This window comes from Parabacteroides sp. AT13 (genome assembly GCF_002272965.1).
In the GTDB taxonomy this organism is placed as follows: Bacteria; Bacteroidota; Bacteroidia; order Bacteroidales; family Tannerellaceae; genus Parabacteroides; species Parabacteroides distasonis.
In genome coordinates, this window is the sequence record NZ_NQMH01000001.1 from 3,025,930 (window position 1) to 3,048,491 (window position 22,562).

The following is a 22,562-nucleotide window of genomic DNA, read 5'->3' on the forward strand; positions in this document are numbered from 1 at the left end:
ATTTTATTATTTCAAGTAAAACGAAGTAAATCTTTCAACTGGATCTTCCCCTCATAAATGGCCTTGCCGAAAATGACAGCGGGAATCCCAGCCTCAGATAATTTCTCAATATCCTCGATCGAGCTTACGCCACCGCTCGCTATGATATAAAGGAAGGGGATCTCGTCCCGTATCTCTTTATATAAATCGATAGCCGGGCCTTGCAGCATACCATCCCGTGCGATATCCGTGCAGATCACCTTGGTAATCCCCTTGTCGTAATATCCTTTGATAAAAGGAACCAACTCTTGGCTGGTCGTTTCCTCCCAACCGCTGATGGCGATCTTCTTTTCTTTGGCATCGGCCCCTAATATGATTTTCTCGCTACCGAACTTGCTGATCCAAGAGGTGAACATTTCCGGGTTCTTCACGGCGATACTGCCTCCGGTTACCATCTGGGCGCCGCTTTCGAAGGCGATCTCCAGATCATCCTCTTGTTTCAAGCCCCCTCCGAAATCAATGATCAAGGAAGTCCGGGTCGCTATCCGCTCAAGGATACGGTAGTTGATGATGCGTCCTTCACGGGCTCCATCCAAATCTACCACATGCAAACGCCGGATGCCGTTACCCTCGAACATCTTGGCCACCTCCAGAGGATCTTCGTTGTAAACCTTCTTGGTCGCGTAATCTCCTTGCGTCAACCGGACGCATTTGCCATCTATTATATCTATAGCGGGAATAAGCTCAATCATATCTTTAAAAAGTTTTTCAATATAACCTCTCCTACCGATCCACTTTTTTCCGGATGGAACTGTGTCGCGTAGAAGTTGTCCTTATGTAAAGCGGCGCTGAACGGAAGGATGTAATCGGTCGTAGCCGCCGTATATTCATTTACAGGTACATAATAACTATGTACGAAGTAAACAAATTTGTTCTCCAATCGCTCATTGAATAGGCCGCTTTTAACGTTTGTCAAGGTATTCCAACCCATGTGAGGAACCTTGTCCTCATGCTTTTGCGGAATGAAACGTTTTACTTCCGTAGGGAAGATCCCCAAGCAATCAGCGTTCCCCTCCTCCGAACGCATGCACATCAATTGCATGCCGAGGCATATCCCGAGTACCGGTTGCTTTAGGTTCAAGATCACCTGATCCAATTTATGCTCCCTTAAATACTCCATGGTCGTGAAAGCTTCACCTACTCCGGGAAAGATAACCTTATCCGCTTTATTTAATAATTCCGGATCAGCCGTGATGATCGGGGTAACGCCCAACCGCTTCAAAGCGTAATCTACCGAGTAGATGTTTCCGGCATTATATTTAATAATGGCAACGTCCATTGTTGTTAAGCATTTATATTGAGTCGCAAAAGTAACAAATTATCATTACATAATTATGAATGGCGACTGAAAAGTTCCAAAATGAAATGTATTTGTGATAAACTGGTGTGATCGGGAAGGGGAAATAAAGAAAGGGACGATCGCTTATGTGGACCTATGGAAAGAATATTTCAGCGAAAAGTTGATTTTTTTTACTCCAGCTATTGCAGGTTTAAAAATAATACTTACCTTTGCACCGCAATCGAGAGAGATAGCGATAAAAGAAAAGAGGTTCGGTAGTTCAGCTGGTTAGAATACATGCCTGTCACGCATGGGGTCGCGGGTTCGAGTCCCGTCCGGACCGCCTCTTTTTCAAAATTATTATGGATTATAAAATGGTTCGGTAGTTCAGCTGGTTAGAATACATGCCTGTCACGCATGGGGTCGCGGGTTCGAGTCCCGTCCGGACCGCTTTCAAAGAAAGTAAAATAAAGTAAAGCTCTGTAATTTAAAGATTACAGGGCTTTTTCTTTTTTCATCACTTATCAAGATATGGCCTTTCGTATTTGGGCTTACCATATATTTTTGTGAATTCTCTCTTTCACTCGAATATCTTTCTGCTTACATATATGTGCATCCTCGGCCGCATAACCGATGGCGAGAAAACAAGTGAACTCATATTCAGCGGGAGCATTGACGAGGTGTTTCACGTACTCCGGTTCATTGCCAATGGGAATACGGAAAGCGCATGCCAGCCCTTCCGCTGTTGCGGCTAACAATATGTTTTCTACGGCTGCCCAAGCCGAAGCGAAATAGTTCAAGGAACTTTGGTCTGCGGGCTTGCATAAGGGATAGTCCTTTTGCCTGAAAAACGGTAGGATAAGGCAGTTGCTTTGGATTAGCATACGTTGTTGCTTGGGAAGCGCATCGACAAACATAGCATATCCGTCTTTGTCCATTACGTTCTCGGCGGCTTTAAGTTGGGTTTGTTGAATGGTTTTGGTGTTTTCCGCTACAGGTGATATAAGTCGGGCAATGTTTTCCTGCCCTCTCACGACAATGAACTCGAACTGTCGCAGATGGTCGTTGGTCGGAGATTTAAAGGCTGCCGATAATACTTTTTCCAGCACTTCGTCCGTTACCTCCTTATTGGAAAAGTCCCGGATGGTTCTTCTTTTCTCTCATACTTGATAGAAATCCATAACAATACATTTAATAGTTATACTTGTTGTTTTCAGCGGCAAAGTTATATTGCTTTATTGTCGCATATTTGTTGTATTGTTTTATGTAATTGTCGTATATTTGTATCGAACCATTTTATATACGACTACCTTATGGAAGAGATGATCACTCCTTACGAATTGCCCGAAGTAGAGAACCATTCATTCTTTTTTATAGATCAACGAATAGAGACCCATGTAGAAGCCAAATTGCATCAGCACGATGCATGGGAGTTATATTATGTGTTACATGGATATGGAACCCGAATGGCAGGCGATACGTTACAATCTTTTTCAGCAGGTGATGTGGCATTGATACCGCCATCCATGCATCATTATTGGGAATATACCCCTTTATCGGCAGACAGTGACGGGTGCGTTCATTACTTGATGGTTGCTTTCAGTCACTCTTTCGTCGTGAGATGCATGGAGGTATTTCCCGAATTACGCAATCGTTTAGCAGGGCTTACTTTTCCTGTTAACGCATTAAAGCTTGGTTTGGAAAGCTCTCGTATCATACGCAAAATATTATTGCGTATGAACGATATGGATGAATTGGGGCGATTGTGTGAAATGTTCCGCTTGCTACCGGTTATATTCACTTCATCCGACCATACTTTTGCAGGCAAGCCTATGAATGTAGAGCGGGATGTGAGGCGTATACAGCAAATTTGTACGTATGTGATGGGGCATTATGTCCATCCTATTTCATTAGATGATATTTCTGCCGAGGTTGGTATGAACCGTTCTGCGTTTTGTTCCTATTTCAAGCGATGCAAGGGAATGACATTCTCACAATTTGTTACAGAGTACCGCTTAAATACTGCTTGCGAACTTCTGAAACACTCGCAAAAGCAGGTGTCGGAAATCTGTTTTGCAGTAGGATTCAATGATGTTCCACACTTTAATCGGATTTTTAAAAAATTGAAAGGAGTAACGCCACAAGAATATAGAAAAAAGGGGACTTCCGGTTAGGCAATATTTTAGGCTTATGCGATATTAGTGGAGAATGATGTTGTAAGCGAAAATGCGATAACCTTGACGTTTTGTTTGAAAATCCGGGATTATGATGACAGGGCCTTTTTGCGAATAGAAGAAATAGGGAGTGCTTTATGGTCAAATTATCCATTTTACCCTGTTTTTTTGTATGAATATCTCTATTAGGAGACGAAAGTAATGGGATTAGGTAACGCAAAAGCCAGTGTTAGGCAACGCTACCGTATGTGTTAGGCGATACATACGGTAGGAATTGGGTACGCAACCTATAGAAATGGGCGATGCATCCGTATGAAAAGCACCTTTCTCCTGCATAAATATGAGATAGGATGAATTAATCTCGCTAGAATGAAAGGGTATATTTAAGCAAAGTGCTATAATACAATTGATTGCTGATATTTTTTTCTCGTATTTGGTAACAGTATGTACCTTTGCCCGGAAAAAACGATTCTCTGGGGCTTCAGATTACATATTGTCATATTGTCAATTTGAACGTATTACTTATCTTTCTCGCTGGCAATGCGGGCAATAGTAAATGCTGCCTCCGAGGTAAGCCTCTTTCTGTATCCGTTCGCCACAGACGGGGCAAGGGTCATGGTAGGTGTTCTTCGATAGGATCGTGCGGTAATTGCCTAAGGCGCCGTATAGATCCTTCTCCGTATCCCGGCCTCCTCGGCGAGTCATCTCTTCCAGCGTGGATTTCACGGTGTTGAAGAGGCGGTCTATATCCTCTTCTGATAAAGTCGATATTTTTCGTTTCGGGGAGATCCGGGCATTGAACAAGATATCTTGGCAGACTCCGTTGCCCAGGCCCGGAATACGTTGCTCGGTGGCGAGTAACGCCTTTGCGGATATATCTTTCTTGAGATTCCCGATGAGACTGATAAAATAGGTTTTATCGAATCTCTCGTCCAACGGACATAGCTTATGGATGCTACCTTGGTAATAGGGATTGTCAAACTCGCCTTTGAAAGCGTAGATGGAACCATACATCGAAACCGTGAAAGCTAGGAACGAATCGTCCTCGAATACGATCATAAGCTGATATTTCTTCGGGGCCTTTTCTGCGGAGGTATAATAACGCATATTGGTTCCGTCTCCGATTAAGAGGTGGGTATCTGCGTCCATAAAGATGTCCACGAATGCGCCATAGCCTTGGGCGCCTAGGACCGTTCGTCCTACCAGCCTATTGGAGTATTCCGCCGGATCGCCATTATAGAACGTGAAGCGGTGAGGACTGTTCGACTCGATAACATGCGCTATCCGTTTACCCTTTAGCGTTTCGCTAGCCTGTTTGCCAATGGTGGCGGATTCGGGAATCTCAATCATATTCGTATTGTTTTTAGAGGTGACAGGGTAAATATAGGCATATTTTCCGTACCAATATTCATTGATACGGAAAATAGGAACCGGGCTTTAATTCTGGGTCGGATAAAGGGGCTTTCCTGTCTCGTCCACATCTGTCCAGTCTTTTACGTTGACACTGGCCAAAGTGACCGAATTACCGTTGATTACCGCTTTAAATAAATAAGAGTTTCCCGCTTTCAACTCGCCATCCGGAAGAGGGATCTGGGTGGTATAGGTGCGGGTACTGTTTTCATTGTCGGCGGATATTTCCAGCGTGAGAGTCATGGGAGCCGTATGTCTTATCGGCAACATGATATATTGGGCTGTTAATCCGTTTATCCCCATCTTATCCGCTTTTCCGAAGGCGGTAGCAGGAGTGATGACACCTGTGCCCAGATCCATGGTAGCCCCAACCACGGGAGGAGTGATCATGGCGGAGACCAGTTGGTTGATCGTGATACCTTCACCGCCGGTTAATTCTACTACGACTTGGGTAGCCACATGCCCATAAACAATCGGTATATTGATTTGGGAGCTATTAACATCCTGTTGTATGGCGCTCCACCAAAGATAATCGATACCGTTGAAGAGGGGTTCGGATACGCCACTCGTGAATGTCGGGGGGATCGTGGAGAAATTGTCGGATACGGCGTAGAAATTATAAGTGCCATTGGAGAGAAACATTTTATATCCGTCACTTCCTGTTAACACCCCGGGAGATGAGGTTATGTAAAGGCCTGACGCCTCGGGGCTTCCCTTGGTTCCTGCGCTGCTGTCGAAGACATAAACCCTGCTTTGTATCCCTTTATTCATGGGAGACATGGAACGTAATAGGTTCCGGCCCTCCACGGAGGCGTTGAAGGTCACCAACGTGCTGTTTCCCGGGTCCTCGTTTCCCGAAGAGCCGTTCGGGGTTGTTCCATCCTCAAAAATAATCGTGTTCTTGTTGCATCCGGCGAGGAGTAACAGGAACATCGTGCTAAATGTAAGCGCATTTGCCGCTTTCAGTAAATTCCGTATCATATAATTTGTGTTTAGTGAATAGTCTATATAATACATTTTACGAACCGTTTTGGTTCAGAAAGCGGCAAATGTTTTAACTTTAATCTAGCGGTTTCACGTAAGACCAGTGGGTTTGTATGATCTTCCATTGGTTGTCGGGGTTGCGTCTGTAAACCTCGGTGCAGTTCCATTTTATTACCTTGTCGGATAAGTAGCTATCAAGGTTGAAGGTGAGTACCGCTATGTTTTGTGCGACTTGTACGACCGGGCGGATCATGTCGAAATGATCTGCCGGAGGAAGTTGCATACCTTTATAATAAGTGCGCAGTTGTTCCAATCCCTCTATTTTCGTCTCTAGGGAAGGATCGAAGTAAATCACGTCGGTGTCTGAAAGCTCTACGAATGCCATCGGGTCGGTCGAGGCTAGAGCCTCTTTTTCAAGGGAGATGATCATCTCCGGGATGTTCTCGTTTAATGTTTTGTTCTCCATATTCTTTTGTTGTGCGTTAGCGGATAACGTGCTTCCTAATATGAGAGCCGCTATCCATGATTTGTATTGTCTCATGATGCTTTATTTATTGATAGAGGCAAAATTAGACATACCGAATGGAGTTCGTATAATACGTATAAAGGAGGAAATAGTACTTTTTACGGTTTTGTATTCCTGCGATAGTTTAGCGGGGTCATGTTTGTTTGGGAACGAAATAGACGGATGAAATAGGATGGATCCTCGTAACCTAGAGCTTCCGTTATGGCGGATATAGGCAAGTCTGTATAAGTCAATAGCCGTTTGCTCTCGATTAGTATTTTGTTTAGGATGTATTGTTTAGCGTTGATGCCCGTAGCGTTTTTCACGATCTCATTCAGGTAGTTCGGGGTGATGCAAAGCTGATCGGCATAGCTCCGGATGGAATGATCTTGCTTGAAGGAATGGTTTACTAACTCGATAAATCGGTCTACATAGATGCTTTTAGATCGGGTGTTTGTGTCTGGTGGTAAAGCGTTCGAGTTAGAATATAACCTGTTGAGCAACATTAATGTCTCGTACAACAAGGCCCGGAGTAAGTGTTTGTCTTTCGACTGATAGTTCTTGATCTCTTTATCGATCTCCGAGATCAACTCGGAGATGCGGGCATAGGCTTTCTTGTCGAGACTGAGCTTGGAAGACCGTCTTTCCGTATGGAAATAAGAGAGGTTCCGGAGAAATGCCGGATCATTGAAAAAAGAGAGCAGGAACTCTTCCTCAAAGATAAGAGCGAATCCGTCTTGTATCGTTTTATCGTCCCATTTGCGTATTTCGCCGGGCCGGGTAAAGATGATATCTTGAGGCTTTACCCGGTTCGCTTGATGATCGATAAGGAATTCTCCCTCCCCGCTAGTGATCAATGTTATATCGTAATACGTCAATATATGTACGGGTTGTTCCTTGAGATACTTCTTGATCGTGTTCAAGGGAACGACGTCGATAAGTAGCTCATCGCCGTATTTGTGTTTATAGAAGTCGTATTGCGGTATATTATGATTCATCTGCTCATGTCTTTTATTTGAAAAGCATAGGAGCGAATTGGAGGAGATAAGCCCGCCAATTGGCCCAGATATGCCCTCGAGTGGATTCTACGTACTGGTATTTCATACCTAGGCTATCCATTCGCTGGCGGAATTGCTGGTTCGCGTCGTACAGGAAATCGTCCTTTCCGATACCGATCCAGAACAATTGATAACCGGATCTCTTGAGGTTTCCTAACTTCTCGTCGAGGTTCGTGTACATCGGGCTATTGGGGTCTACACCATTTGCGCTGAGCCCAGCGGAGAAAAGTCCTATATAGTTAAAATAGTCCGGATAATTCAATGATATATATAATGTATGGAAACCACCCATCGAAAGTCCGGCTATGGCTCGGTGTCGCTTATCCGGGATCGTACGGTAACGGTTATCGATGAAATGAATGATCTCGGTGAAACTCTTCTCGTACGAGCCATCCTTATAACCGGGGAAGCTGTTGCTCATGGCCGGCTTGTAATTCAGGTTATCGGGCGTTTCGCCGGGAGCGGCCTGTTTACTGGGATTGCCGTTTGGCATAACGACAAGCATTGGCTGTATCTTGCCTTCGGCAATCAAGTTATCCATGATACGGGCGGTACGGCCAAGCTCCAGCCAAGCGTTCTCGTCGCCGCCACTGCCATGTAACAGGTACAGAACGGGATAAGACTGGATGTTCTTATCGTAAAAAGGAGGTGTATAAACGCTAAGCCTACGTTCGCTCCCGAGGATATCCGAGTGATACCACGTGGTCGTTACATCGCCATGGGGCACGTCACGTACTTGATAATAATCCCCATTTCCCCCGTTGATATAGAACAGGCTGAACAAGGTGCCTACGTCACGGCAAGAGAATGGGTTGTTTGGGGCGATGTTGTAAATACCATCTATGTTTAAACGATAGGTGTACATTTCGGATGGCAGTGGGGGAGTCGTATAGCTCCATGTACCGTTTTTCCCTTTCGTCATCTGGCCATTGCCCTCGTTGGCTTCCCAGTCTCCTTTTACGGAGACGGACTTCGCCTTTGGGGCTTCTACATAGAAAGTAACGCTATTGTCTGGGTTGATCACGAGAGGTTCTACCTTATCGGTCTTGAATCCTACGTTCTGTTGGGCGAAAACCATGGATAGCGGCAGTAAGAGAGCTGCGAGTAATGCTAGTCTTTTCATTTTATCTATACGGTTTAAAGAATTAAGTTATAGAGACAAATATACGATTTATTTCGGAAAAATAGAAGTTATACTTACTTGGCACTTGTAGTATATCTTTTTGGGTAAAGTAAGTATATCTTCTTTAGTACTTGCTGTATATATCCTTTTCTGATTAGGATGATTCTTTTTGATTATAACTAATACCTGATTTCACGTTACTACCTTTGCGGCTCTTCTATTGTTAATTAGTCTTATGTGTTTGCACAGTATTTGCTGTTTTGTGCGGCACATTTTTATTAAAAGTGTGCAGTGTTTGAAAAAAGTATTTATCTTTGCGACCGTTTTGTAATCAAGAAAAGTAAAACATGAAGAAAAAAGTAGTATTAGGTGCGGCATTGATGATGATGCCTTTGGTTTCTTTCGCTGGAGGATATTTGACGAATACGAATCAGCATGCAGCCTTTTTAAGGTCACTTTCGCGAGGTGCTGCAATTGATATAGACGGCGCTTTGTCAAACCCGGCGGGTCTTTCTTTTTTGCCGACAGACGGTTTCCGCGTTGGTGTGAGTATCCAAAGTGCTTTCCAGACCCGGGATATCGATGCCTCTTTCAGTACATACAATGGTTTCGACCCAGTGAATAAGGTGCCGACAGTGAGCGACGTTCCCTATAAAAAGTATTACAAAGGAAAGGCAGCCGCTCCTGTGATTCCGAGTGTTTTTGCGGCTTACAAAAAAGGTGATTGGACGATCTCCGGTTTCTTTGCCATTACGGGTGGAGGTGGTAAGGCTTCGTTTGACGATGGCCTGCCAATGTTCGAATCGGCTGCTATGGCCGGTATCTTCAAGGAAAGTGTAGCGAAATATATAAAGACTGGCGGTCAAAGTCCCATCGTCACGCCGGATATGTATACTATTAACAGTGCGATGGACGGAAAACAGTATATTTATTCCCTACAACTTGGCCTATCATACAAGATCACGGATTGGCTTTCTGCTTTTGCCGGAGGCCGGATGAACTATTTCTCAGGAAACTATGACGGGTATCTGGATGCAAAATTAAAACAGAATTTTGGTGGAGCGGATTTAATGAACCTGGCTTTGGATTGCGATCAGACAGGTTGGGGGTTGACACCGGTTTTGGGTGTTGATGTCAAATATGGTAAATTCAATTTCGGAGCTAAATATGAGTTTAAGACGAACTTGAACATCGAAAACAATACCAAGAAGTTGGATTATCCCGACAGTGCGGAAGATTTGGTTGGCCCTTATAAGCATGGTGTAAATACGCCGAACGATATTCCTTCCATGCTTTCGGTGGCAGCTTCTTATCGGTTTTTGCCCATGTTGAAGGCTTCTGTTGAGTATCACTTCTTCGATGACAAGAAGGCGGGAATGGCCGGTGGAAAGCAGAAGGAACTGGAAAGAGGTACGAATGAGTATCTGTTTGGTATAGAGTGGGATGTTGTCAAGAGATTGACCATTAGCGGTGGCGCTCAAATTACAGATTATGGTTTGTCTGATAATTTCCAAAGTGATGTTAGTTTCTCCTGCGATTCTTATTCGCTGGGCTTTGGTGCTAAAGTGATGTTGAGCGAAAAAATGGCTTTGAACGTGGGATATATGTGGACAACTTACCACGATTATACCAAGAAGATGGACAACTACTGCGGCACGGGACTTCCTGGGCAGAATGTGTATAGCCGCACCAACAAGGTGTTCGGATTAAGTTTGGACTACGCTTTCTAAGCTTGAAAATATTCGTATCCTATTGAAAAAGGAAGCTGCCTGTCGTGTGGCTTCCTTTTTTTAATTCATGGGTATTCAACGGACTATATGAAACCCTATGCATTACGGCTCGTAACCATAGGTTTTAGTCGCTGTAAAGCATAGCTGGGTATGGCATAAAAAAAGAGGGTGCATGACGCATCCTCTTTCTTGATTATTTGTTTTACTTGTTGCCGATTATAACTGAATCCAGCGTACATAAGCGAAGTCCATACGGTGAGGCAACTCCTTGTTTACAGGATATACACGGAAGCCTATCTTATGGTTACCAGCCTCGGAAGGAGTGGTCGTTAACTTGAAGAATAACTTGGAGCCTTCTTCCTTCATCAACTCGAACTGAGCGGTATTGATTGGTGACAGCGTGTGTTTCTCCGGATCTTCCTTCATGACAACCATTTCAGCACCTAACATACCTTGTAGTTCATGACGGTCGATTACCAAATTGAAGTTGTATTCTTTTCCTACAACCGGGCCATTCACCGTCAAATCTTGGTCGCAAGTGAAAGATTCCACTTGGAAGCTATCCCAATGTTGCGCAACTTCCTCTTTCCAAGCAGCTAATTGCTTAGCGATCTCGTAGTTGTTAGCGGAAATATGAGCGGAACGAGTAGCCAATTTGTGATAGAAACGATCCTCATAATCGTCCAACATACGTTTCATCGTATAATCCGGAGCGATCTTGGCGATAGAGTTCTTGATATATTGGATCCAGTCCGGAGAGTAACCCTTGCTGTTCTTAGCGTAGTAAGTCGGGATGATCTCAGTTTCCAAGCAATGGTAGATCGTAGCCGCATCCAATTGGTCTTGGTATTGCTGGTTCTCATAAGTACGCTTGTCGGTCAATGCCCAACCTGCGCCTTCTACGTAACCCTCATACCACCAACCGTCAAGAACGGAGAAGTTCAATACACCGTTCATCTCGGCTTTCTCACCGGAAGTACCGGAAGCCTCTAACGGACGAGTCGGCGTGTTCAACCATACGTCTACACCAGAAATCAAACGACGGGCCAAACGCATATCGTAGTTCTCCAAGAAGATGATCTTTCCTAAGAACTCCGGACGGCGAGAGATCTCTACGATGTGTTTGATCAAACCTTGACCACCACCATCAGCTGGGTGAGCCTTACCGGTGAATACGAACTGAATCGGGAATTTCTCATTGTTAACGATCTTAGCCAAACGGTCTAAGTCCGTGAACAACAAGTGCGCACGCTTGTAAGTAGCGAAACGACGACCGAAACCGATCAGCAAGGCATTCGGGTTGATCTTCTCTAGGATAGAAACCACCTTGGAAGGATCACCTTGGTTCTTCAACCAGCTATCTTTATATTGAACACGGATGTAATCAATCAATTTATTCTTCAAGGTCATACGGAGATTCCAGATTTCCTCGTCGGATACATTCTGGATTCCTTCCCAACATTTGCGATTTGATTGATCCTCGAAAAGCTTCGTGCCTAATTTATCCGCATAGAATTTCTTCACCTCGGTAGCGGCCCAAGTCGGCATATGTACACCGTTCGTTACATAACCAACGTGCAGTTCATCCGGGAAGTAACCTTTCCAAACCGGGGCGAACATGCGCTGAGAAACCTTACCGTGCAACCAGCTTACGCCGTTAGCCTCTTGGCAAGTGTTCAAGGCGAATACGCTCATGGAGAATTTCTCGTTAGAACCTGGGTTCTCACGTCCCATGTCGATGAAATCTTGCCAGCTAATACCTAACTTGCCGGGGAACTCACCCATGTAACGTCCGAACAAACCCTCGTCAAAGTAATCGTGACCTGCCGGAACCGGAGTGTGTACCGTATAGAGGGCGGAAGCACGAACTACCTCCAACGCTTGGTTGAATGAAAGGCCGTCGTTCTGGATATAGTCTACCAAACGCTGAGCGTTGATCAAAGCGGCGTGTCCCTCGTTGCAGTGATAAATTTGTTTCTTGATACCTAACTTGTTCAGCATCATGATACCACCGATACCCAACAAATACTCTTGTTTCATACGGTTCTCCCAGTCGCCACCATATAATTGGTGCGTGATGGAACGATCCCATTCGCTGTTCTGAGGAATATCCGTATCCATTAAGTACAAAGGTACACGACCTACGCTAACTTTCCAGATATGAGCGTAAACGGTTCTGCCCGGATAAGGAACTTCCAATACCATTGGCTCTCCGTTCGACTGCAATACCTGAGTCAACGGCAGGGCGTTGAAATTTTGCGGCTCGTAATTGGCGATCTGCTGACCGTCCATGGACAAAGTCTGTGTGAAATATCCGTAACGATACAAGAAACCTACGGCACATAAATCGATATTGCTATCGCTGGCCTCTTTCAAGTAGTCACCGGCTAATACTCCCAGACCACCTGAGTAAATCTTTAATACATTGGTCAAACCGTACTCCATGCTGAAGTAGGCTACAGACGGTTGTGTCTTGTCGGGTTTTACATTGATATAAGCTTTGAAATCAGCGTATACCTTTTGGATTTCAGCCATTAACTCCTTATCTGCTAAGATCTCTTCCATACGTTTGTGTGAAAGGCTTTGCAATAGCTGTACAGGGTTACCTTCTGTGGATTTCCAAAGTTGTTTGTCGATCTTGCCAAATAGTTTAGCGCCTTCATGATTCCATACCCACCAAAGATTCGTAGCGATCTCATTAAGTGGTTCCAACTGTTGTGGAAGCTTGGAATGTGAGTAGACGTCCTTCCAAATAGGACTGTTTGCGTTATTCGCCTTAATTTTCATTATCGTGAAGTTTAAAGTGTTTGTCTAAAAACGAGTGCAAAGATAGCATTATCTTATTAATTATGAGCAATATTTAGCTGTTTCTTTCCTCGGCATGCTTTATGGCGATATCGAATGCGGTCAGATAATAGTCGATAAACTTGCTCCATTCAGCTTTTCGAGCGAGATCGAAACAACGCTGTTTGATTTCCTCGATGTCCGTAGCATCCTTTTGGCTGAGAGCCAGGATGGAGTTCATGATAGCGTCCGCTACCTCAAAATAATTGAAATCCGTACGATTAATAACCTCTACGCCTTCGCTAAGGTTATCTCCGGATACCGTTTTCTTCGCCCACATACCGAAACCGGCCAGATTGGTCGTGATCGTCGGTATACCGAAAGCGATACTTTCCAGCGGGGTATATCCCCACGGCTCGTAGTAGGAAGGATATACGGTAGCGTCCATCCCTATCAGCATATCATAATAGGTCTTATTGAAAATACCTCCTTTACCGTCCAAATAACAAGGAACGAATATGATCTTTAGTTTTTCGGATGCCGCGTTCGTGAAGCCGGCGTGGTTGATATAATTCAAGACCTTATCTTCTGGCATATTATGCAACCAGTGCGTAATGAAAGGGATTTGAAGCGGAGAGGTCGTCTTTATGTCCTGCTCGATCGCCTCTTTTAAATCCGCACGGGCAGCACGTATCCAAGCCGGTACCATGATAAAGGCGACGACCTCACGCTGCAGGCGTCCGGACGTACGTACACGGTTCATCGCCTCGATGAAGACATCGATACCTTTATTTCTGTATTCATAGCGGCCACTGGTGGAAACCAGCAAAGCGTTCGGGTCGATGGAACAGCCCAATAATTTCTCCGCTACATTAATTAATGTACGACGTGCCTCCTTCCGCTTTTTAGCGTATTCCTTACCCTCGGGTACGAAGTTGGGCTCAAAGCCGTTCGGGGTAACGATATCCGGTGCCTTATCCAATAACTGTTTACATTCACGGGCCGTGATATCGCTTACGGTCGTGAAGCAATCCACGTAATGGGCGGCCTGCTTCTCTACAGAATGCTTGGCCTCCATGTTTAGCTCCTTAGCCATCTGATCGCCGTTGTAACCGTCCATATAAGCGTATAACGCTTTGTTGTTACCGGCGATAGAGCGTCCGATCGATGTGGCATGCGTCGTGAAAAGTGTCGCTATGGCAGGGATTTGCTTTTGAATGTAAAGCGCTCCCATCGCCAACATCCATTCATTGAATAGGGCGGCGACTTTCTTGTTTTCCAGTTTGTAGAAGTGATAGAAACTCTCTATTACCTTACCGACCGCATACGCGAAGATACAAGACTCATCGTAATCGCCGTAGGCGTGGATGGAGTCAACTCGGAAATTTTCCCACATAGAATAGAAAAAGGCGTCTCGTTCACTGAAGTAGGACTTGAAATCTACCAGTATAACAGGGGGGGTACCCGGTACGTTCCAGCGACCAACCTTAACTTTCAAGTGATCTACTGCCTCGGCGTGCTTTCTCCAATCCTCAAACAAAGATGCGTCTTCCGTAAAATCGGGAGCGGTTGTGTTTGCCCACACATCCGGACCGATGAATATTACTTTGTCGTTAAAAATTTGTTGAAGCGTATGAGCTTTAGTCGATAGTACGGTATAAATACCTCCCACTTTATTACAGACTTCCCAGCTGCTTTCAAAGAGAAACTCTGGCGTCTTTATCATTTCGTTCATATTTGATTTGTTTATAATCAATGATTTCACCGCTGCAAAGATAATTCATTTTATGTTTTTTCTTGGCCTTTCCTCGGTATTTAATAACATATGTTCTATATTTGTGGATAATTAAATATGAAATAATTATGGCTAAAAGAAGAATTTTAAAGAAAGAGATCAGCTACGTGGCTGGTGAATTGTTCACGGAAGCGCTGGTTTGCAAATTGTATATACCCGGAGTAAATCAAGAGAAAGCGGATGCTTTGATGGCTCGTATCCTAGATATGCAAGATAGTTATATCGTTCGTGCCGGACACCCCGACGGCAAGGATAACAAGGCTCTCGTACGGAATTATTATCGCAAATTAAGAGAGGACTTGCAAAACGAGGTTAACGCTATCGCCGACGAGATAGGAGAGTTGAGCAAGGACAAATAGGCATGAAGAAGGCAATTAGTAAGGCGATACTCCGTATGGCGGGGTGGAAGCTGGGCCCGGTGGATGGCGTGGATTTGCCGAAATGTATCGTATGTGTGGCTCCGCATACCAGTAACTGGGATTTTATCGTAGGGAAACTTTTTTATACCTCGATCGGGTGTAACGCCGGTTTCCTTATTAAGAAAGAGTGGTTCTTTTTCCCTTTTAATTTGCTGTTTAACTGGCTGGGAGGTGTTCCGGTGGATCGTGGTAAACGTACGTCGGTGACCGATCAGATGGTGGAACGTTTCAAGACCAGTGAGCGGTTTCAATTGGCCGTCACACCGGAAGGTACCCGGAAGCGGGCCAAGGACTGGAAAAAAGGATTCTATTTTATCGCTTTGAAAGCGAACGTGCCGATCGTGGTGGCTTATTTTGATTATGGAAAGAAAGAGGTGGGTACGAAGGGTGTTTTTTATCCGACAGGTGATGTGGATAAAGATATCCATACGATACGTGAGATGTATCGGGGAGTTACCGCTTGCCATCCTGAGAATTTCGTACAGGTATAGGAGTTTTATGGTGAAGAAATAAGAGTTTTACTATAGGAAAACAAAAGTTTTCCCTAAGAGAAACAAAAGTTTTGCTATGAAGAAACTACTGTTTCTTCACCATGAAACTGTTTCCTTGTCACAATATGTCTTTTTATTACCTTAATATCTTTATTCTATGACTGAAGACTTACGTATCAGCATGATACAATCCCATATCATTTGGGAAGACCGTGAAGAGAACTTGGGTTATTACGGCGAACTGTTGCGCCGTGTTAGTGGAAGAACCGATTTAGCCGTATTGCCGGAGACGTTTACCACGGGATTTTCCATGGACGTGGAGAAACAAGCCGATACGATGGAGAGCCAGACCGTACCGACTATAAAGGAATGGGCTAAGAAATATAAACTGGCCGTGGCCGGGAGTTTTATCGCGAAAGATAACGGAAAGTTCTACAACCGGGCTTTTTTCATCACTCCGGAAGGAGAGGAGTATTATTACGATAAGCGTCATTTGTTCCGTATGGCGGAAGAGGACAAGCATTTCTCGGCGGGCGACAAACGGCTGATCGTGCCCTATAAAGGCTGGAATATCTGTTTGCAGGTTTGTTATGACCTGCGTTTCCCGGTTTGGAGCCGCAACGTAAATAACGAATATGATCTTTTGATTTATGTGGCCAATTGGCCCGAGGCCCGGAAGAAGGCGTGGAAGGCATTGCTGCATGCCCGTGCCATTGAGAACATGGCTTATGTCTGTGGCGTGAACCGTGTGGGGGTAGATGGGAAAGGTTTTCTTTTCAGAGGGGATTCCATGATTTATAACGCAAAAGGAAAGAAATTGGCTGATGCCGGAAAACGGGAGGAAATCACCCGGACATGTACCTTGAAGAAGAGCGAGCTGGATGAGTTCCGGGCTAAGTTCCCGGCGTGGAAGGATGCGGATGGATTTAGTATTGACTTCTAATCATCTGATTCCTGCTGATTATGGAAAAACGTAGTCCTTGGGCTTGGATCCCGTCTCTTTATTTCGCCGAAGGCTTGCCCTACGTGGTAGTCATGACGCTTTCTGTGATCATGTATAAACGTTTGGGCGTCTCGAATACGGATATCGCCTTGTTTACCAGTTGGCTTTATTTTCCTTGGGTGATCAAGCCCATCTGGAGCCCGTTCGTAGACTTGATAAAAACGAAGCGTTGGTGGATTTATGGCATGCAGTTATTGATTGGTGGGGGAATGGCAGGTGTGGCGTTCGTCCTTCCCGGGGATTTCTTTCTGCGGTTTACCTTGGCTTTCTTTTGGTTGATGGCGTTTAGTTCCGCTACGCACGATATCGCCGCAGATGGGTTCTATATGCTGGGCTTGACGGAGGAGCAACAGGCGTTCTTCATCGGTATCCGAAATACGTTCTACAGGGTGGCGATGCTAACCGGACAAGGTCTGCTGGTTATGCTGGCGGGACTTTTGGAGGAGAGTACCGGGCGGATTTCCTTTGCTTGGAGCCTGGTGTTTTTCGTATTGGCCGGTACCTTTATCGCCTTGGCCTTGTGGCATAAGTATATCTTACCCCGTCCGGCGAGTGACGCGCAACGTACGAATATCACCCCTCATACCATCTTGGTGGAGTTTGGCAATACTTTCGTGAGTTTTTTCAACAAGAAAGGGATTGTCCCGGCTTTGCTTTTTATGCTGACGTATCGTTTGGGGGAATCCCAATTGGTAAAGTTGGCTTCTCCTTTCCTGCTGGATGGGCGGGAAGTTGGCGGGCTGGCGCTCAGTACCGGTGAGGTCGGGTTCGCTTATGGTACGGTGGGAGTGATCTCCTTATTGCTCGGAGGGGTTTTAGGAGGCCTGGCTATATCCCGGAGTGGCTTGAAGACTTGGTTATGGCCTATGGCATTGGCTATCTCCTTGCCGAATCTGGTCTATTTGTATATGGCCTATACGATGCCGGAGAGTATTGTTGTCGTAAACGCTTGTGTCGCTGTCGAGCAATTCGGCTACGGGTTTGGCTTTACGGCTTATACGATGTATCTGATGCTTTTCGCCGAGGGGGAATATAAGACTTCGCATTATGCGATCAGTACCGGTTTCATGGCGTTAGGTATGATGCTACCGGGAATGGCATCGGGATGGATACAGGAGCAGATCGGTTACCAACATTTCTTTATCTGGGTAATGATCTGTTGCATACCTTTATTTATTGTATTGCCGTTCTTGCGTTTCAAGAAAAAATAATCTTATACCGATAATCCGGGAGTGTAGGGAAGGGTCACGATGAATGTGCTACCTTCCCCTTCTTTGGATTCTAGGGTGATATATCCTCCGAAGTGCTCGATGATAATTTGGCAGATCGCCAGTCCGAGGCCTGTCCCTTGCGCAAACTCGTCCAGTTTGTTGAACCGTTCGAATACTTGGGCTTGCTTATCTGCGGGAATGCCTTTGCCCGTATCGGTCACGGAGATCTGGATCCAACGTTTATCTTGCGTATAATCGTATTTAATCAAGATGTATCCTTGCGTCGTGAATTTTGCGGCGTTGTTTATGAGGTTGGTAATCACTTGGGTTAATCGATGTAGGTCCGCTTGGATAATGGCCGGGAGGACCGGCAGTTGTATTTTAAGCGCTACGCCTTGGGGCATCAACAATTGATGGGTGCGGTAGATATGGGATAGTAATTCGTTTAAGTCACAATTCGTGAGGGTAAACGACATCTTACCGGACTCGATGCGGGATAGATCGAGAATGTCATTGATCAATTTCAATAAGAGGTCGCTGTTCTTACTGATAACTTGCATGAACTCATCCCTCTCGTTCGGGCTTATTTCCATATCGCTTGTTAGCAGTTCCGAAAATCCAACGATGGCGTTAAGCGGGGTACGTATCTCATGGCTCATATTGGCGAGGAACGCTGATTTCATTTGGTCCGCTTCCTCGGCCCTTATACGGGCTTTGATAAGATCTTCCTCTACTTCCTTACTTTGTTGGATATTTAAGCAGAGCCCGTTTACTCCGACATTATTGCGGGTGGAGTCTTGTCCATTCTTCGCTTGCGCATATCTGAATTCCCACCATATATGCCCTTTGCCGTTGAAATTATATCGGCGGCGGGTGATCTTACGGGAAGGGAATCCTGTATCAAGCAGGTGCTTATGTTGGATGAAATCTTCCCGGTCTTCAGGGTGGATAGACTCTTGGAATTGCGTGGAGGTGATCGGCTTTATCGGCATATCCAACGACTTATAGAAATCATGGTCGAACTCGAATACGCCGTTGCTGTATCGGAATGCGAAAATATCACCGCTCTCTAAAGCCAACGAGAGGAATTCTTTCTCTTTCCGTAAACTTTCTTGAGCCTGTTTCTTGTGAGAGGCTTCGCGACGGTATTGTACTCTTTGATAGAAAAGCGTCCATAGGATAAATAGGGTTAGAAGAATCCCGCATAGAATAATATATGTTTGATAACGAACCACAAAGGGCATGTTCAAGAAGATGCTGTTTTGAGGCAGTTCTTTCCAATCGATCCCCCATTTATTTAAAGTCGGGTAATCGAACAGATAGTTTTTGGCGCTTTCCGTTATTTGTGGGAAGCTATTGGCCGGTGTGCCTTTGAGTATGCTGGCAGCTCGTCGTAAGGCTTCTTGGGTTTGACTCTCTACCGGGGTCATATATCCCCCTATGAAGTCTCCGTCATATCCTACGGATTCGTTGATCGCCGAGAAGCTGGGAAATGAGCAGAACCTACCTAAGGCTATCGAGGTATAATCTCTTTTGGTAGCAAGGTAGGCCTTGTTGTAAGTACTTGTACCTAACCCCCAGATCAAGTTGGAACTGGTACGGGGTTGAATGGTTTGTATATAGAGGGAATCGAACGGTACTTTTGGGAACCGCACTAAAGAAGAGGATCTCTTTTTATCGGATGGGGATGAATACTGGGGATATTTAAGGTAATCGGGTCTAGCCTTGGAGCATAGCCCTTTTATTTGCTCATCCATATCTTTCAGGATCTTTTTGTCAAGAGCTGTACTATCAGAGACACGTACAATCACGCATTTTCCCATGATTCGCTCAATAAGTTCGACGTTTTTCCGATAGTCCGGCTTATCCCAAAATCCGGATACGTTAGGATACTTTTGAATTAAGGGTATGTTAGGGTAGTTGACTCCGGTAAAAACGATAGGTACGCTATCTAATAAAGGATGTTCGCAAGCCAATAAGGAATAGGTCGCTTGATCATCGTTTACGATTATGATATCAGGCTTCCATAAAGATAACGTATTGAGTTCCGTATATATTCTTTGTTTCTCTTCTGGCGATTGATAAGCTTCGCAATTAAGATAGAACGTGAAGATACTGGCATGAATGCCTTCCTTTTGGAATCCATTTTTAAAAGTCTCTTCTACATCTTTATAGGCTTGAAAGTCCGGCTCATAAGATTGTACTATCAAGATGCGTTTTTCCGTGGTTGAGCGTTCGCAAGAATTTGCGACCAATAAAAACAATGGAAGCAACAATAAAAAAAGATAACGATAAGAAGTGTTCGCCATGTGTATAGCTTCAATATAATAAGTGCAAATGTATAAAAAGTAATTGGATATCAAAGAGACAAATGTCTATTTTTCTTGGCTTCTGAGGTTGGTTTATAATTCGAAAACCAAGGAGATGCGGCACCCCTTATTCTTTTCGGACTTGAGCAAGATACGCCCGTTTAATTGTTTTACGATAGCTTGGCAGATCGATAATCCAAGACCTGTTCCTTGCACGAAATCATCCAGCTTCTTGAAACGCTCGAATATCGCTTCTTGGTCCTCGGGAGAGATCCCGATGCCTGTATCCTGCACATAAAGTCGGACGTCTTGTGCGTCAGCGGGATACTCGTAACCGATCTCTATAAAGCCTGCGGAAGTAAATTTTATGGCATTTTTCAGTATGTTCTCGAGCGCTTGGTAAAGTCGCTCCTTATCCGAATATAAGCAGATCGGCGTATCGGGGCATTTCTCCTTGAATTCGATACCTTCGGGGACATCGGAAAGATGTTGTTTATAAAGGGTTTTCACTAAATCCGTTAAATTGCAGGATTCTTTATGAAAGACGATACCTCCGGATTCAATCCTTGCCAAATCCAATATGTCATTGACTAACTTTAGTAATAACTCGTTATTGGTCGTGATGATATTAGCGTATTGCTCCTTCTCTTCCGCCGTCAGATCCAGTTCGGCGATTAGGCTTGAAAAGCCGATGATCGCATTTAGCGGGGTACGTATCTCATGACTCATGTTAGCCAAGAATACGGATTTCATCCGGTCGGACTCATTGGCTTTCTCCAAGGCTTCCGCTAATGATTCCTTTTCATGTAATAGGGCTTTTTGCGCTTGTCGTTTTGCCTTGGATTCTTGGGTATACATGATGATGAAGCTACCGAAGACAAAGCAGCACATCGTGCTGACTAGGATTATCAAGCTCCAGAATAATCTTGGATATTGGTCCTTAAAAGGAAAGTTCAAAAGTATAGCATCCTTCGGAAGAAGCCTTTTATCGATATTCCAATATTTGACTTCATTGAAATCAAATACATAATTCTTCTTGCTCTTTGTTATCTGTGGGAATGATTCGCTAGTGGAGCCTTTTAATATTTCCGCGGCTCTATCGGTAGATTCTTCTATTTGGGTTTCCAAGGAGGTGATATAGCCACCTACAAGTTTATTCGAATATCCTAGATCCTCGTTGATCGCCGTAAAAGAGGGTTTACTGGAAAAACGGCTGGTGTTCAATACCCGGTAATCCCGTTTGGCCTGTAGATAGTAGATGTAAGGGACGTGTTTACTCATGTACCAAGAAACAGCTGATAGCTTGTCTCCTTGTACGGGCACGATGTTGACGGTCGTACTATCCGGCCGCTTTAAGCTTTGATTGACCCTTTCCAAAGTAGCGATCTCTACCGGTATATACATGATACGATTATTATCGACCCGAATGTCTACTTGAGCACATTGCTCATGTAACGTAGCCTTAATGTGCCTATCTATATACGTACTATCGTGCAACATATAAATTGTAGACTTGCCCAACAGATGTTCTATCAAGCGGATGTTCGTGACGTAGTCGGGCTCGTCCCAGAATCCGGAAACATTCGAATATTGCGCCAATAGTGCCTTATTGGGGAAATTTACGCCGCCAAATACAATGGGAATTGTAGAAATTAGCGGATGATGGCATTGCATTAACGTGTAAGTCGCTTGATCCTCGTAGACCAATATCAGATCGGGTTTCCAAGTGGAGATCGAATCTAGATACAGGTACATCCGTTTTTCTTCGGCAGGTGCCGCATATTGCTCGCAGTTCAAATAGAATGTTTGGATCGACGGATTAATCCCCTTTTTCTCGAGGGATTTCCGGATCAACCGATCGCAGTCTTTATAAGCTACATAGTCGCTTTCATAGGAATGGACTACTAATATACGATATTTATTTCCCGACTGTTGACAAGAGGACTGTAGAATGGCTAGCAGAAAAAGTAGAACAAATATGTAATATTTCTGTATAGATCTCGCTAGCATAAGTCGAAAATTAGTACGTTGCCCTTAATCGTAATTTAAAATGAGTGTTTTTATGCGAGTGCAAACTTATTAATAATTATTGGATATCAATGGCTTTTTTATTGAATATATAGGGCTAAAATAAAAAACGGCTATCAGATCCCGAAGGACCCGATAGCCGTTTTTCTATCTTATGTGGAGTAAAGGAGCGATTAAAACCGCTTCTTTTTATTTTACTTCCTCAAAGATAATCATTACT

At 44.5% G+C, this 22,562-nt stretch carries 18 protein-coding genes and 2 tRNA genes; 8 read left to right on the forward strand and 12 right to left on the reverse strand.

Going from position 1 to position 22,562, the window contains the following annotated elements:
* Positions 1–11: 11 nt before the first annotated feature.
* Together hisA and hisH are read right to left on the reverse strand one after the other, a co-directional pair.
* Positions 12–731, reverse strand: a complete 720-nt coding sequence (gene hisA / locus CI959_RS12660; RefSeq protein ID WP_009275764.1) for a 1-(5-phosphoribosyl)-5-[(5-phosphoribosylamino)methylideneamino]imidazole-4-carboxamide isomerase — start codon at positions 729–731, stop codon at positions 12–14.
* Positions 728–1,318, reverse strand: coding sequence for an imidazole glycerol phosphate synthase subunit HisH (hisH, locus tag CI959_RS12665; protein ID WP_008780097.1), 591 nt, complete (start codon positions 1,316–1,318; stop codon positions 728–730). The genes hisA and hisH overlap by 4 nt, the downstream gene beginning before the upstream one ends.
* Before the next feature lie 269 nt (positions 1,319–1,587).
* On the opposite strand from hisH, the gene CI959_RS12675 reads away from it, so the two are divergent.
* Positions 1,588–1,661 (forward strand) — tRNA-Asp (locus CI959_RS12675).
* A 33-nt stretch (positions 1,662–1,694) separates the two neighbouring features.
* A tRNA-Asp gene (locus tag CI959_RS12680) sits at positions 1,695–1,768 on the forward strand.
* A gap of 101 nt (positions 1,769–1,869) precedes the next feature.
* Here the strand turns inward: CI959_RS12680 and CI959_RS12685 are convergent.
* On the reverse strand, positions 1,870–2,463 hold the full coding sequence (locus tag CI959_RS12685) for a nitroreductase family protein (protein ID WP_249931845.1): 594 nt from the start codon (positions 2,461–2,463) through the stop codon (positions 1,870–1,872).
* 168 nt (positions 2,464–2,631) lie between these two features.
* Between CI959_RS12685 and CI959_RS12690 the strand changes: the two genes are divergently transcribed.
* Positions 2,632–3,492: an AraC family transcriptional regulator gene (locus CI959_RS12690; RefSeq protein WP_057317142.1), complete on the forward strand. Its 861-nt coding sequence runs from the start codon at positions 2,632–2,634 to the stop codon at positions 3,490–3,492.
* Between the two features lie 522 nt (positions 3,493–4,014).
* On the opposite strand, the gene CI959_RS12700 is transcribed toward CI959_RS12690, so the two are convergent.
* The 5 genes from CI959_RS12700 to CI959_RS12720 form a co-directional block, all read right to left on the reverse strand.
* Positions 4,015–4,842: a DNA-formamidopyrimidine glycosylase family protein gene (locus CI959_RS12700; protein WP_057317143.1), complete on the reverse strand. Its 828-nt coding sequence runs from the start codon at positions 4,840–4,842 to the stop codon at positions 4,015–4,017.
* Positions 4,843–4,929: 87 nt separating this feature from the next.
* A complete protein-coding gene (locus tag CI959_RS12705) occupies positions 4,930–5,919 on the reverse strand; it encodes a fimbrillin family protein (protein ID WP_005864624.1) in 990 nt (329 codons plus the stop codon).
* Between the two features lie 43 nt (positions 5,920–5,962).
* Positions 5,963–6,427: a nuclear transport factor 2 family protein gene (locus CI959_RS12710; protein ID WP_005864625.1), complete on the reverse strand. Its 465-nt coding sequence runs from the start codon at positions 6,425–6,427 to the stop codon at positions 5,963–5,965.
* A gap of 83 nt (positions 6,428–6,510) precedes the next feature.
* Positions 6,511–7,389 carry a helix-turn-helix domain-containing protein gene (locus CI959_RS12715; protein WP_011966658.1) on the reverse strand — a complete coding sequence of 293 codons (879 nt, stop codon included), beginning with the start codon at positions 7,387–7,389 and terminating at the stop codon, positions 6,511–6,513.
* Positions 7,390–7,402: 13 nt separating this feature from the next.
* Positions 7,403–8,572 (reverse strand): esterase, encoded by a 1,170-nt coding sequence (locus tag CI959_RS12720; protein ID WP_011966657.1) that lies wholly within the window; start codon positions 8,570–8,572, stop codon positions 7,403–7,405.
* Positions 8,573–8,919: 347 nt separating this feature from the next.
* On the opposite strand from CI959_RS12720, the gene CI959_RS12725 reads away from it, so the two are divergent.
* On the forward strand, positions 8,920–10,302 hold the full coding sequence (locus tag CI959_RS12725) for an OmpP1/FadL family transporter (protein ID WP_005864631.1): 1,383 nt from the start codon (positions 8,920–8,922) through the stop codon (positions 10,300–10,302).
* A gap of 216 nt (positions 10,303–10,518) precedes the next feature.
* Here the strand turns inward: CI959_RS12725 and glgP are convergent, their stop codons facing one another.
* Positions 10,519–13,089, reverse strand: a complete 2,571-nt coding sequence (gene glgP / locus CI959_RS12730) for an alpha-glucan family phosphorylase (protein WP_044545447.1) — start codon at positions 13,087–13,089, stop codon at positions 10,519–10,521.
* Positions 13,090–13,162: 73 nt separating this feature from the next.
* Positions 13,163–14,821 carry a glycosyltransferase gene (locus CI959_RS12735; protein WP_057317144.1) on the reverse strand — a complete coding sequence of 553 codons (1,659 nt, stop codon included), beginning with the start codon at positions 14,819–14,821 and terminating at the stop codon, positions 13,163–13,165.
* Between the two features lie 128 nt (positions 14,822–14,949).
* Here CI959_RS12735 and CI959_RS12740 point away from each other — a divergent pair, with 128 nt between their 5' ends.
* The 4 genes from CI959_RS12740 to CI959_RS12755 all read left to right on the forward strand — a co-directional run bounded on the left by CI959_RS12740 (position 14,950) and on the right by CI959_RS12755 (position 18,005).
* Positions 14,950–15,240: a hypothetical protein gene (locus CI959_RS12740; protein WP_005854588.1), complete on the forward strand. Its 291-nt coding sequence runs from the start codon at positions 14,950–14,952 to the stop codon at positions 15,238–15,240.
* 2 nt (positions 15,241–15,242) lie between these two features.
* On the forward strand, positions 15,243–15,791 hold the full coding sequence (locus tag CI959_RS12745) for a 1-acyl-sn-glycerol-3-phosphate acyltransferase (protein WP_008773478.1): 549 nt from the start codon (positions 15,243–15,245) through the stop codon (positions 15,789–15,791).
* 157 nt (positions 15,792–15,948) lie between these two features.
* On the forward strand, positions 15,949–16,734 hold the full coding sequence (locus CI959_RS12750) for an amidohydrolase (RefSeq protein WP_005854592.1): 786 nt from the start codon (positions 15,949–15,951) through the stop codon (positions 16,732–16,734).
* Between the two features lie 20 nt (positions 16,735–16,754).
* Positions 16,755–18,005: an MFS transporter gene (locus tag CI959_RS12755; protein ID WP_005854594.1), complete on the forward strand. Its 1,251-nt coding sequence runs from the start codon at positions 16,755–16,757 to the stop codon at positions 18,003–18,005.
* A gap of 2 nt (positions 18,006–18,007) precedes the next feature.
* Here CI959_RS12755 and CI959_RS12760 read toward each other — a convergent pair whose 3' ends face one another.
* Together CI959_RS12760 and CI959_RS12765 are read right to left on the reverse strand one after the other, a co-directional pair.
* Entirely contained in the window at positions 18,008–20,314 is a 2,307-nt protein-coding gene (locus CI959_RS12760) for a HAMP domain-containing sensor histidine kinase (protein ID WP_057317145.1), read from the reverse strand.
* A gap of 93 nt (positions 20,315–20,407) precedes the next feature.
* Positions 20,408–22,324 (reverse strand): ATP-binding protein, encoded by a 1,917-nt coding sequence (locus tag CI959_RS12765; RefSeq protein WP_008780110.1) that lies wholly within the window; start codon positions 22,322–22,324, stop codon positions 20,408–20,410.
* Between the last annotated feature and the right edge of the window lie 238 nt (positions 22,325–22,562).